The organism is Thermus brockianus (assembly GCF_001880325.1).
GTDB classification, from domain to species: domain Bacteria; phylum Deinococcota; class Deinococci; order Deinococcales; family Thermaceae; genus Thermus; species Thermus brockianus.
The window spans coordinates 1,146,589-1,158,989 of record NZ_CP016312.1 but is presented as its reverse complement, the minus strand read 5'-3'; the positions used below and the strand labels follow the sequence as shown (position 1 = coordinate 1,158,989).

Here is a 12,401-nt window from a genome sequence, read left to right as displayed (position 1 = left end):
GGGCTTGGTAAAATCCAGCTCATGACGAAGAAGGTGGTGGTCCATAACATCGTGGGGCATCGGTTCCTTGGGGTGAACGAGCAAGGGGACAAGGTGATGATTGACGGGGACCAGCCCGCCACCGGACCCCGCCCCATGGAACTCCTCCTCATGGCCTTAGGGGCCTGCACCGCCTACGACGTGGTGGACATCATGCGCAAGAAGAAGCAACCCCTCGCCCGCTACCGGGTGGAGGTGGAGGGGGTGCGGGCGGAAACCCATCCCCGGCGCTATACCCACATCACCGTGACCCACATCGCCTCGGGGCCGGGGGTGACCCTCGAGGCCCTGGAACGCGCGGTCCACCTCTCCCACACCAAGTACTGCTCCGTCTCCGCAAGCCTCAACGCCGAGATCACCACCCGCGTGGTCCTGGAACCCTGGGAAGAGGGAGAGGAAGGCTAAATGCTCCTCGCCGTGGACATCGGCAACACCTCCACCGCCCTCGGGGTTTTCGCCGGGGACGAGCTCATCGCCCACTTCCGCATCCACACCGACCGGATGCGGATGGAAAGCGAGTACCGCGTCCTCCTCAAAAACCTCTTTTCCCTGGACGGCCTCCCTTCCCCCAAAGCGGCCCTCCTCTCCAGCGTGGTCCCTCCGGTGGAGCGGGAGATGAAGGAGGCTATAGAAAAGCTCTTCGGCATCCGGGCCCAGGTGGTGGACGCCGAAAGCACGGGCCTTCAGGTCCTCATAGACAACCCAAAGGAGGCGGGGGCGGACCGCCTGGTGAACGCCGTGGGGGCCCTGGGCTACCCAAGCCCCACGGGCCGCTACATCGTGGTGGACTTCGGCACCGCCACCACCTTTGACTTGGTAGAAGCCCCCAACCGCTACCTGGGCGGGGCCATCACCATCGGCCCCCAGACCGCCGCCGACGCCCTCGCCGCCCGCACCGCCAAACTGCCCCGCATAGACCTGGTGCCCCCTAAGGGCGTGGTGGGCAAGAACACCTTGGACGCCTTGCGCTCGGGGCTCGTCCTGGGCTACGCCGCCTTGGTGGAGGGCATGGTGCGCCGCTTCAAGGAGGAGGCAGGGGAGGCCTTGGTCATCGCCACCGGAGGCTTCGCCGGCACCCTCAAGGACCTCTGCCCCTCCTTTGACGTGGTGGACGAGGACCTAACCCTCAAGGGCCTCCTTCGCATCTACAAGGCGCAAGGGTAAACCAGTACACGTACCGCCCCTCCTCTTCCAGAAGAGCGTAGCGCCACCCCTCCACCCGGTAGCACCCGAGCACCCGCCAAACCCCGGGCCCTTCCCGGAGGAAAACCCGAAAAGGGGTCCCCTCCTGGTGGGCCAGGAGAAGCCTCAAGTTGCCCCCCAAGGGCTCCTGGTTTCCCCGTTTCCCTTCCCCCATGTAGAGGATGCGGCCATCCGGAAGGAAGACGTTCCGGTACCCCGACTCCCCCCGGTCCACCAACAAGCTCTGCCGGCCAATCCCCCTCCGGGTGCGGTGAAAGGCGAAGACCTCGGTCCAGGTTAACCTTGACACTTCCCTTTCCCCCGGCTATCATCCTAAGTGCCCGGTCGGACGCCCCCGACCCGGCAAAACCTCTAGGCCCCGTGGTGTAGTTGGTTAACACACCCGCCTGTCACGTGGGAGATCGCGGGTTCGAGTCCCGTCGGGGCCGCCAGGCCGAGGTAGCTCAGTTGGTAGAGCATGCGACTGAAAATCGCAGTGTCGGCGGTTCGATTCCGCCCCTCGGCACCAACCACCGCCCCCAATGGGGCGGTTCTTTTTTGCCCTTGCCCCGGTCCCCCTTCTTGCTAAACTAAACCTGAAGGGGGTGGGAACCTGCGGCAAAATTCCCTAATTCCGGGTGTGCATTTGGGGCAGTAAATTTTCGGCGGATTCGCATTTTTTGGGTATTGCCGGTGTATTCTGGGGTTGCATTTAAAGCGGGCCATTGGGGCCACGTGGGGTAGTTAGCCCCACGGGCCTCTTTGTTGTTCCTCGTATTCCCCCAACCCGGAAGGTTCCCCCCCAAACCAGGACCTCTACCCAGCTGGCAGGCCTTGTGCTAGGCTGGGTAGTGTAAATCTTCGTCGTTCCAAGTTTATGTGGCGGTAATGGCAGTTTTTATCGTGTAGATATCTATTCTTCCCCTCTTGACAGTATTGACAGACCCCCCCTAAAGTGAAAGACAAGCAAACGGGGCCGACCCCCCGGAAGCTGAGGAAAAGGAGGGATGAAGATGAAGAAGCTCATCGCTAAGGCTCTGACGCTCATCGGCTCTCTGATCGCTCTCGGGCTTGCAGCTGGGGCTAGCGCTCACTGGAGGTAAAAGAACTGGCCAGGTTTCTGGCCAGTTTTCCTTTTTCCTCAGAGCATGCTATCCTCATAGCGTGGCACTCCCAAGCTTAAAGAGGTTATTGCAAAGCAAAGGCGTAGATGTACCACCCTTGCGCATCCTTCTCTTTGTTCTCGGTTGCTTCGCAGCCTTTGCGGCCTTAGAAGCTTACCTCTTTTGGCAATACAAAGACAAGCCCCTCCAGTTAAACATTTGGGACCTAATTTTCTGGGCCGGATTGGTTTTTTGGAGTGTCAGGGTAGAAGTTCGTTTACCTCTGAGTGCGGGCATGAGCCAACTCTTTCTCTTCGCGCTCGCGCTACTTATCCTTACCCCACCCTGGGTGGCTCCTTTGGTCGCTTTTTTGGCGCAATGGGGGGGAAGCGTCTGGTACAAAGAACTTTTCAACCGCTCGCAAGATGGGCTTGCCACGGCTTTCGCTGCCCTGGTGTGGACCTTTTTTCAGGAAAACCCCCTCTGGCTAGGGAGCTGGAATCTGAGCGCAGCTTTTGGCATTGTTCTGGCTTCCCTGGCTTTTTTTGTCGCGAATATCGGATCGGTAACGTACATAATCCACCTAGATAGTGGTACCCCTTTTACAGAAGTCTGGCGAAAAAACTTTAACTGGCTTGCCCTCAGCTACATCCTCCTCTCCCCCCTCGCCCTCCTCCTGGCCCGGGCCTACGAGACGCCCCTTATCGGCAACTGGGGGGGGTGGACTGTCCTTATGTTCCTCATCCCCCTCTACTACAGCCGCTTCTACTGGGATGAGAAGGTCAGGCTAGAACAGGCCTTTGATACCACCCTGGAAGTCCTGATGAACGCCCTGGAGGCCAAAGAGCAGGAAACCCGCTTCCACTCCGAGCGCGTGGCGGATATCTCCCGGGACCTGGCCCTGGCCTTCTACAAGGACCAGGCCAAGGCCCAGGACATCTACCGGGCGGCGAGGCTTCACGACATTGGCAAAATCGCCATCCCGGAAGCAGTGCTCTTGAAGCCCGGAAACCTCACGGACGCGGAGTACGCCCTTATCCAAAGCCATCCGCAAAAGGGGGTGGAACTCCTCTCCCCAGCCCGGAAAGTAGCTTTTGACGACCTGGTCTACCGGGTTATCCTCCACCATCACGAGCGCTGGGATGGGCGGGGCTATCCCAAGGGCCTCGCCGGGCACAACATCCCAGACGAGGCCCGCATCGTGGGCCTGGCGGACGCCTACGAGGCCATGACCGCCGGGCGCCCTTACCGGAAGGCACTCACGCCCGAGGAAGCCCTAAAGGAGGTTCAAGAGAACTCCGGCCGCCAGTTTGACCCCGACCTGGTCCGCCTCTTCACCCAACTTTGGGAGCAAAACCCCATCTGGCGTGACCGGGAAACCTACCTCGCAGCAAAGGAGGGATCCTTATTACGCTCTACCTCGCCGCAGCTCTCTTTGGCCTCGGACTCGCCCTCGCCCTCGGAGTCCGGCCCAAGGACCTCGGAGGGATAGACCTAAAGGCCCCTTGGGCCTTCCTCCTCGCCGCCTTGGTGGAGGGAGGGCTCGCCTACGGCACCTACCGGGGTCTTTTCCAACCGGAGTGGGCGGGGCCTTTGGCCAAGTTGGTGGTCCTCCTCTTGGTGGGCTACGGCCTCTACCAAAACCGCCATCTCAAAAGCCTTTACCTGGTCCTGGTGGGGCTCCTTCTTAATACCGCCGTCATTTTCGCCAACGGGGGGCACATGCCCGTGAGCGCCGAGGCCCTGGAACGGGTAGGCCTCGGGGACTTCGTGCCCGTTGTCCAGGCCAAGGGCGATGCCGTGCACGCCCTGTTAGACGAGACCACCCGCCTCCCCTTCCTGGGGGACGTGATTCCTCTACCCCCTTTGCGCAAGGTGGTGAGCCCGGGGGACCTCTTCATCCTGTTGGGCATCGGGGGGGTGGTGGTGGAAGGGGCCCTAAAGTCTAGCCGCCCGCGCCTCACCCGCCGGGAGCAAGCATTGCGGGTTCTCCTGTATCTGGCCCTTGTTTGGCTTCTCTTGGCCCTGCGGGCCTAAGCCCCACCCTCCTCTGCCGAAAGCAGTGTAGTGTATATGGAGGGGGGATACCCCTAACCGGGAGGCAAGATGGCGTACCGCATCTGCTTGATTGAAGGAGACGGCATCGGGCACGAGGTGGTGCCCGCCGCCAGGAAAGTCCTAGAGGCCACCGGGCTCCCGTTGGAGTTCGTGGAGGCCGAAGCCGGCTGGGAAACCTTTGAGCGAAGAGGGACCTCCGTCCCTGAGGAAACCGTAGAGAAGATCCTCTCTTGCCACGCCACCCTCTTCGGGGCCGCCACCAGCCCCACCCGCAAGGTACCGGGCTTCTTCGGGGCCATCCGCTACCTGAGGCGGCGGCTGGACCTTTACGCCAACGTCCGTCCCGCCAAGAGCCGTCCCATCCCGGGAAGCCGCCCTGGGGTGGACCTCATCATCGTGCGGGAGAACACGGAAGGCCTTTACGTGGAACAGGAGCGGCGCTACCTAGACGTGGCCATCGCCGACGCCGTGATTTCCAAGAAGGCCAGCGAGCGCATCGGGCGCGTGGCCTTGAAGCTTGCGGAAAGCCGTCCCCGCAAGATGCTCCACATCGCCCACAAAGCTAACGTCCTTCCTGTAACCCAGGGCCTTTTCCTGGACACGGTGCGGGAGGTGGCCAAGGACTACCCTCTGGTCAACGTACAGGACATCATCGTGGACAACTGCGCCATGCAGCTCGTCATGCGTCCCGAACGCTTTGACGTAATCGTCACCACCAACCTCCTGGGGGACATCCTTTCGGACCTCACCGCCGGGCTCGTGGGGGGCCTGGGGTTAGCCCCTTCCGCCAACATCGGGGATACCACGGCGGTGTTTGAGCCCGTCCACGGCTCCGCCCCGGACATCGCCGGCAAGGGCATCGCCAACCCCACGGCCACCATTCTTTCCGCCGCCATGATGCTGGATTACCTCGGGGAAAAGGAGGCAGCCAAAAAGGTGGAAAGGGCGGTGGATCTGGTCCTGGAAAAAGGCCCGCGCACCCCTGACCTAGGGGGGAATGCTACCACGGAGGCCTTCACCCGCGCCGTGGTGGAAACCCTCAAGGCGCTTTGATCTTCGGCGCCTAAAGCCCTCCCCCCTTTAGGGGGAGGGTCAAGCGTTTTACATTTATAGTTGAGAACATCTAAACTAAGGCTAGGTACCCAGAGGGCTTCTTTCTCAAATTGCTCTGGGCAGTATATACTAAAGGCAGGTTCGCTTATGACCTCGAGTTTGGTCCTTCCCAAAACTTGATAAGGAGGTGCCGTGTTCTCGGGTTTGAGCAAGTTATTTAGACCTCGGGTGGAAGCGTTGGGCCTCGAGGTGGGGGCCTCCAGCCTCAAGCTGGTGGAGCTTTCCGGCCACCCCCCAACGCTCAGGGCCTACGCCACCCGCTCCATTCCTCCTGGCACCGTGGTGGACGGCGTGGTCCGGGAACCCGGTACTTTGGCCCAGGAAATCCGCGAGCTCCTGGCCGAAGCCCGGACTAAGAAGCGGTACGTGGTGAGCGCCGTGCCCAATCCCGCCCTCATCCTGCGCACCCTCCAGGTGCCCAAGATGCCTCCCAAGGAGATGGAGGAAGCTGTGCGATGGGAGGCGGAGCGCTACATCCCCTTCCCCATTGACGAGGTCGTCCTGGACTTCGCTCCCCTGGACCCTTTGGCGGAGGTGGCCGAGGGGGAACAGATGGAGGTCATGGTGGCGGCGGCACGCCAGGAAGCCGTGGCCAGCCTCATAGAGGCCCTGCGGGAAGCGGGGCTCACCCCCGTGGTCCTGGATGTCAAACCCTTCGCCGGGCTTTACCCTTTGGAGGAAGAGCTGAACCGGGAGCCCGACCGCACCGTGGTGGCGGTGGAAATCGGGGCGGAAAGCACGAGCCTCGTCCTCACCCGGGGGGACCGCCCCTTGGCGGTGCGCCTCCTCACCCTTTCGGGCAAGGACTTCACCGAGGCCATCGCCAAGAGCTTCGGCCTGGACTTCCTCACCGCCGAGGACGTCAAGCGCACCTATGGCCTCGCCACCATCCCCACCGAGGACGAGGAACTCCTCCTGGACTTTGATGCCGAAAGGGAGCGGTATAGCCCCGCCCGCATCTACGACGCCATCCGGCCCGTTCTGGTGGAGCTGACCCAGGAAATCCGCCGTAGTTTGGAGTTCTTCCGGGTGCAACTCGGGGATATCCAGCCCGAGGTGGGTTACCTCTATGGCGGGGGAAGCCGGCTACGGGGGCTTAGCACCTTGCTCACCGACACCCTAGGGGTCAACTTCCTGGTACCCGACCCTTGGAACGGGGTCCAGATAGACCCCAAGCGCTTTGACCTGGAGAAGCTGCGGGAAGCAGGGGCTGAGCTCATGGTGCCCGTGGGCCTGGCCTTGAGGGGGGTGAGTCCCCTTGATTAGGCTAAACCTCCTGCCCAAGAACCTGCGCCGTCGGGTGGAACCCGGCTGGTGGCGGCTGGTGGCGGCCCTCTTCGCCCTGGTGGTCTTCCTGGTCTTGGGCTTCCTCCACTACACCGCCTACACCGAGCTTTCCTTGGCCAAGGAGGAGCGGGACGCCCTTAGGGCCGAGGTGGAGGCGTTAAGGCCCTTCATCCAGGAGCAAAACCGCCTGCAACAAGAAAGGAAGGCCCTCGAGGCCCTGCTCGCCATCCGCGAGGGCCTGCGCAAGAACTTCGTCCCCTGGTCCGAGTACCTGGCCACCTTCATCAACCAGATCCCCCGGGAAGGGGGGCGCTTCCCCGTGGCGCTCCGCTCCGTGGGTACCCGGGCCCTCACGGAAGAGGAAGCGGCCCAGCAGGCGCAAAACGGGGCCTTTGACGGCAAGAAGGTGCGGGTGGAGTTCACCCTTCAGGGGGAGGCCCTGAACCAGGGGGCTTTGGTGCGCTTCATCCAGGCCTTTGAAGCCTCGCCCCGCTTCGGCATAGAGTTCCAGGGGGCATCCTTGGACCAGAACCGGGGGCTTTACACCTTCAGCGCCCGGGTGGGCGTAGTGGGGGGTGAGCAAGGTGCTCGCTAGGCTGGGACAACGGGAATGGGCCCTCATCGCCATCGCCCTTACGGTGGTGGTGGCCCTCCTTTGGTACTTCCTCCTCATCGTCCCCCTACGGCAGGAAACGGAAACGGTGCGCCAGGAGATCCAGACCCTAATCCCCGAGCGGGACCGGGGGCGCCAGGCCCAAAGGGCCCTCCCGGAACTCCGGGCGGCCATCGCGGCGCTCCAGGCCGAACGCCAGGCCTTCCTAAGGGCGCTTCCCCGGGAGGAACGGCTCGCCCAGGTGCTGAACGAGATCCTAGGCGAAGCCCTCCGGAGCGGGGTAACGGTGCGCTCCTTCACCCGCTCCCCCACCTCGGCCCCCGTGCCCGAGGTGCGGGCGGTGAACCTAGCCCTGTCCCTCGAGGCGCCCTTCCCCGAAACCTACGCCTATCTAAAGCGCCTAGAAGGCCTTTCCCGCTTTAGCTCCCTCTCCGGGATTAATCTGAGCGTCCAGGGCCAGGACCTAAACCCCATCCTGAGCACGAGCCTCACCCTGACCCTGTACATGCTGGCCAGGGACCTAGAGACGGGCGCGCCCTCGGGCCAGCCAACCCAAGGAGGTGAGCGGTGAAGGAAACCCTCGCGCGCCTCGCCCAGGCGTGGCAAAACCTGCCCCAGTCCACCAAACTTCTCTTGGCGGGTTTGCTCCTGGTGCTGGCCATCAGCTTGTGGTACGTGGGCTTCTACCTGCCCGCCCAGGCGCCGGTGGCGGCGGAAACGCCCCAAGCCCCCGCTGAGGAAACGCCGAAGGCCCTCGAGGCCCCTCCCATCCCTCCTTTGGCCGAATCCGCCCCCAGCCAACCCTCCCCGCCCACCCCTTCCCCAGCGCCCACCGCCCCCCAAGCCTCCATCAAAGCCGAGACCACCCCTCTCCCCCTGCCCCAAGCCAAACAGGAAGCCCCACCCCCTAACCCCTTCGTACCCCTGGTGGTGGAGGTTCCGGCCACGGCGGCCCCGCCCCTCTCCTCGCCCACCCCCACCCCAGCCATCCGGCCCCAGCCGGTGCCCACGGGCGCCCCGGTGCGCGTGAGCCAGGGCACCCCTTTGCCCACGCCCCAGGTGGCCACCGCCCCAAGGCCCCTGCCCGGGACCTCCGGGGCCCTTCCCGCCCCCAAGGTGCTCACCCCCACCCCCAAGGCCCAGGTAGCCCAAGCCCCGGTGGAGGCCAGCGTGGCCCCGGCCCCACCCACCGCCCTCGTGGAAGCGCCTTTATCCCAAGCTTCCCAGGAGGCTCCGCCCACGCCGGGCCAAGCCCCGGAGGGCCCCGCCAAGACCCCCCTCGAGGCCCTGGTGGAGGAAAAGGGGCTTAAGCTATCCGGTACCCTTTTGGGCCCGGTAAGCGTGGCCATCCTGGAGAGCAAGGAGGGCTACCTGGTCCTGCCTGTGGGTAGCCCCATCCCCGGGACCGAGGCGGTGGTGCGCCGTATAGAAGGCGAGCGCATCACCTTAGCCCTGAAAGAGGAAACGTTAGAACTGGCAGTTTCGCAAGCGCAAGCGGGAGGTGGTCAGTGAGAAGAACCCTTATGAAGCCCTTGGTTTGGGTCTTGATTTGGGCCTTGGGAAGCTTGAGCCTTTTTGCCCTGGCGGGGAGCCTTCCGGACGAGCCCCGCTTCGCCGCCAGGGTGGACCTAAAGGTTTCGGAGAGCCAGGTGCGGGCCGGGGCCACCTTGCCCCTGGACGTGGTCCTGGAAGCCCTGGCCAAAAGCGTGGGCCTTCAGCCCCTCATCTACCGGGCCTACGACGCCTCCGGGGACCCGGCCAAGGCCCAGCCCCCCTTGCCCAACGTGAAACTGGACTTCCAGGGCAAACCCTTCCGGGAGGTGTGGGACCTCCTCTTCGCCACCTACGGGGCCCAGTTCAACCTGGACTACCTCTTCCTGCCCCCGGACGTGGTGGTGGTGGCCCCCACCCAGGTGATCACCGCCTTGGTGGACGCCCCAAGCCGCGCCGGGGCGGCGGAGCGCAGGCCTTATGTGGTGGGGATTCCCGAGGCTGCCTATCGCCAAGCCATCCAAAGCCAGGGGGGACAAGTCCAGGTGGTGTCCAATGTGGAATCCGCCAAAGCCTGGGTCCAAAACGACCTCCTTCCCTTCCTCTCCCGGGAGGCCGCCGGGCTCAACGTGAACTGGATCGTGGTGGAGGAGGCCGGGCGTCTCAAGGCCATCCTCTCCGTCCTGGCCACCCCCGAGCAACACGCCCGCTTCTCCGATATCCTCCAACGGGCGGGGATTGACTTCCGGCCCCTTCCCGCCCTGGCCCAGCCCAAGCCCCGCCTGGAGCGGGCCTACGCCCTAACCCACACTACCTTCCCCGAGCTCCTCGCCTTCCTCCAGGCCCAGGTGCCCGGGGCCCAGATCAGCGTGGTGCCCACGGACCCCAAAAAGGCCCTTGTCCTGGCCACGGAGGAGGACCACGCCCGCCTGGCCGAGCTCCTCAAGGCCGCCGATGTCCCCAAACCCCCGGCCAAGGTGCGCCGGGTCTACGCCCTACAAAACCTCACCTTCCTCGAGGCCCAGGAGCGCCTAAAGCCCCTTCTGGAAAAGGAACTTCCCACGGCCCGCCTGGAAAGCATCCCCAGCAACCCCAAAGCCCTACTCCTGGAGGCCAGTGAGGCCGACCAGGCCCTCTTCGCCGAGCTCCTAAAGGCGGTGGACGTGCCCCCGCAGGCCCCCGCCCCCACCCAGGAGGCCACGCAAAGGCGCCTTTACCCCTTGCGCTTCGCCGACGCCGAGAAGGTGGCCCCCTTCCTGGCCCGGGAGGTGCCAGGCATCGTGGTGCAGACCGTGCCGGGGCAACCCGTCCTCTCCGTGCGGGGCACGGAGAGGCAACTGGCCGAGGTGGAAACCCTCCTCGCCCAGATTGACCGGGCCCCCGAGCAGGGCCCTCCCCTCTTCCAACGGGCTTACCAGCTCTCCAACGCCAAGGCCAGCGAGCTCGCCAAGGTCCTCCAAGAGGCCCTCCAGGCCCAAAGCCAGGCCCAGGGCCAGGGGCAGGGGCAAACCCCCACCCGGCGCCCGGCCACGGTGGTGGCGGACGAGCGCACCAACACCCTCATCGTCACCGGGACCCAGGAGGATCTGGCCCTAGTGGAGGGGCTCATCCCCCGGCTGGACCAGTCGGTGCCCCAGGTGAACCTGAGGGTGCGCATCCAAGAGGTGCAGTCCAACCTGAGCCGTAGCCTGGGAATCCGATGGAACACCATCTCCGGCGGCAACGTGGTAGCGAGCATCCTGAGCTCTGGCCTGTCGTTGATCTTTGACAGCACCCGCAGCCTCGCCAGCCTGAACATCATAGCGACCCTAGATGCTCTACAAAAACAAGGCCTGTCCCGTGCCCTCAGGGATGTAAACCAGCTCGTGTTGAACAACCAAACGGCACGGTTGCAATCGGGCGAAACCTTCTTCATCCGCCGTGTGGTGAACGATCGGGAGGAACGGGTTCCCTTTGACATCGGCATCATCGTGGAGGCCACTCCCCAGATCACCGCCGACGGGCAGATTCTCCTGAACATCAAGGCCGAGGTTTCCGGCAACGTCCAGCGCAACCCCGTGAACGGGGATGTGGACCGGTTTACCAAGCAGGTGGTGACCACCACCCTGCGGGTGCGGGACGGGCAGACCGTGGTCCTAGGGGGGCTTACCTCCCAGGAAACCAACCAGACGCAACAGGGTGTGCCCTTCCTCATGGATATTCCCCTTATCGGCGAACTCTTCAAACAGCGTAGCCAGGACACCACGGAGAAGGAACTCCTGGTGGTCATAACCGCCAATATCGTAAGGGAGACCGCCAACCGTCCCTAAAACCGCCAAGGCCCGGGTGGGGCCCTAAGGCCCCACCCCTTTACAATGACCCCATGAGGTTTCTCACAGCAGGCGAGTCCCACGGCCCCGAGCTTCTGGCCATCATTGAGGGGCTTCCCGCCGGGCTTCCCCTCACGGAAGAGGACATCAACCCTTGGCTTGCCAAGCGGCAACAGGGCTACGGCCGGGGGCGGCGGATGGTCATTGAAACGGACCGCGTGGAGTTCCGGGCCGGGGTACGGGCCGGGCGCACCACCGGGGCCCCGGTGGCCCTGGCCATCCGGAACGCCGACCACCGCAACTGGCTGGAGATCATGGACCCAGCCCCCGGAAACGAGCCCCGCAAAAAGGCCCTTACCGCCGCCCGCCCCGGCCACGCCGACCTGGCGGGGGGCATCAAGTACGGCCACAAAGACCTGCGGGACGTCCTGGAAAGGGCGAGCGCCCGGGAGACCGCCATGCGGGTGGCGGTGGGGGCGGTGGCCTTAAAGCTCCTTTCCCTTTTGGGGGTGGAAGGGGTGGGCTACGTGCCCGGGATGGCCGGGGTGTGGAGCCAGGTTCCCTTCGTCTGGGAACTCGTCCCCCGCATAGAGGAAAGCCCCGTGCGCATGACCGACCCCGAGGCGGAGGCCGAGGTGATCCGCCGCATTGACCAGGCCAAGGCGGAAGGGGACACCCTGGGCGGGGTCATTGAGGCCCGCTTCCGCGGCCTGGTGCCCGGGCTCGGAAGCCACGTGCACTGGGACCGGAAGCTGGATGGCCGCCTGGCCCAGATGGCCCTCTCCATCCCGGCGGTCAAGGGGGTGGAGATCGGCCCCGCCTTTGAGAACGCCATGAAGCGGGGCTCGGAGGTGCACGACGCCATCTACTGGAGCCCAGAACGGGGCTTCTATCGCACCACCAACCGGGCCGGGGGCCTGGAGGGGGGCATGACCACGGGGGAAGAGCTGGTCATCCGGGCGGCCCTTAAGCCCATCGCCACCCTCATGCGCCCCCTTCCCACGGTGGACGTGGTGACCCACGAGCCCAAAGACGCCGCCCGCGAGCGCTCGGACACCACGGCTGTCCCCGCCGCCAGCGTCATCCTCTGCGCCCTCTCCGCCATCGTCTTGGCCCAGGCCTACCTGGAGAAGTTTGGCGGGGATACACTGGAGGAAATCCAGGAACGAGTGGCCCGCTACCGGGAACGGGTCCTCCGCTACTAGC

At 64.3% G+C, this 12,401-nt stretch carries 12 protein-coding genes and 2 tRNA genes; 13 read left to right on the top strand and 1 reads right to left on the bottom strand.

Annotated elements, in window-relative coordinates; translation table 11 throughout:
* Positions 1 to 21 precede the first annotated feature (21 nt).
* Both A0O31_RS06075 and A0O31_RS06070 read left to right on the top strand, forming a co-directional pair.
* Positions 22 to 444: an OsmC family protein gene (locus tag A0O31_RS06075; RefSeq protein ID WP_071677095.1), complete on the top strand. Its 423-nt coding sequence runs from the start codon at positions 22 to 24 to the stop codon at positions 442 to 444.
* On the top strand, positions 445 to 1,203 hold the full coding sequence (locus A0O31_RS06070; RefSeq protein ID WP_071677094.1) for a type III pantothenate kinase: 759 nt from the start codon (positions 445 to 447) through the stop codon (positions 1,201 to 1,203).
* Here the strand turns inward: A0O31_RS06070 and A0O31_RS06065 are convergent.
* Positions 1,166 to 1,531 carry an SRA domain-containing endonuclease gene (locus A0O31_RS06065; protein ID WP_071677093.1) on the bottom strand — a complete coding sequence of 122 codons (366 nt, stop codon included), beginning with the start codon at positions 1,529 to 1,531 and terminating at the stop codon, positions 1,166 to 1,168. The genes A0O31_RS06070 and A0O31_RS06065 overlap by 38 nt on opposite strands.
* 65 nt (positions 1,532 to 1,596) lie before the next feature.
* Between A0O31_RS06065 and A0O31_RS06060 the strand changes: the two genes are divergently transcribed.
* The 11 genes from A0O31_RS06060 to aroC all read left to right on the top strand — a co-directional run bounded on the left by A0O31_RS06060 (position 1,597) and on the right by aroC (position 12,400).
* Positions 1,597 to 1,673: transfer RNA gene (locus A0O31_RS06060), tRNA-Asp, on the top strand.
* A gap of 1 nt (position 1,674) precedes the next feature.
* Positions 1,675 to 1,750: transfer RNA gene (locus A0O31_RS06055), tRNA-Phe, on the top strand.
* 692 nt (positions 1,751 to 2,442) lie between these two features.
* Positions 2,443 to 3,816: an HD-GYP domain-containing protein gene (locus tag A0O31_RS06050; RefSeq protein ID WP_420855815.1), complete on the top strand. Its 1,374-nt coding sequence runs from the start codon at positions 2,443 to 2,445 to the stop codon at positions 3,814 to 3,816.
* A gap of 35 nt (positions 3,817 to 3,851) precedes the next feature.
* On the top strand, positions 3,852 to 4,361 hold the full coding sequence (locus A0O31_RS06045) for a DUF5317 domain-containing protein (protein ID WP_071677091.1): 510 nt from the start codon (positions 3,852 to 3,854) through the stop codon (positions 4,359 to 4,361).
* Between the two features lie 69 nt (positions 4,362 to 4,430).
* Complete coding sequence (locus A0O31_RS06040) at positions 4,431 to 5,435, top strand: homoisocitrate dehydrogenase (protein WP_071677090.1); 1,005 nt, start codon at positions 4,431 to 4,433, stop codon at positions 5,433 to 5,435.
* Positions 5,436 to 5,627: 192 nt separating this feature from the next.
* Positions 5,628 to 6,761 carry a type IV pilus assembly protein PilM gene (gene pilM, locus A0O31_RS06035; RefSeq protein WP_071677089.1) on the top strand — a complete coding sequence of 378 codons (1,134 nt, stop codon included), beginning with the start codon at positions 5,628 to 5,630 and terminating at the stop codon, positions 6,759 to 6,761.
* Entirely contained in the window at positions 6,754 to 7,377 is a 624-nt protein-coding gene (locus A0O31_RS06030) for a flagellar protein FliT (RefSeq protein ID WP_071677088.1), read from the top strand. Before pilM ends, A0O31_RS06030 begins: the two co-directional genes overlap by 8 nt.
* Complete coding sequence (locus A0O31_RS06025) at positions 7,367 to 7,966, top strand: type IV pilus inner membrane component PilO (protein WP_071677935.1); 600 nt, start codon at positions 7,367 to 7,369, stop codon at positions 7,964 to 7,966. The genes A0O31_RS06030 and A0O31_RS06025 overlap by 11 nt, the downstream gene beginning before the upstream one ends.
* Positions 7,963 to 8,907: a competence protein gene (locus A0O31_RS06020; protein WP_071677087.1), complete on the top strand. Its 945-nt coding sequence runs from the start codon at positions 7,963 to 7,965 to the stop codon at positions 8,905 to 8,907. Before A0O31_RS06025 ends, A0O31_RS06020 begins: the two co-directional genes overlap by 4 nt.
* Before the next feature lie 11 nt (positions 8,908 to 8,918).
* Positions 8,919 to 11,195, top strand: a complete 2,277-nt coding sequence (locus tag A0O31_RS06015) for a secretin N-terminal domain-containing protein (RefSeq protein ID WP_071677086.1) — start codon at positions 8,919 to 8,921, stop codon at positions 11,193 to 11,195.
* Between the two features lie 53 nt (positions 11,196 to 11,248).
* Positions 11,249 to 12,400 (top strand): chorismate synthase, encoded by a 1,152-nt coding sequence (gene aroC / locus A0O31_RS06010; RefSeq protein ID WP_071677085.1) that lies wholly within the window; start codon positions 11,249 to 11,251, stop codon positions 12,398 to 12,400.
* Position 12,401: the final 1 nt, after the last annotated feature.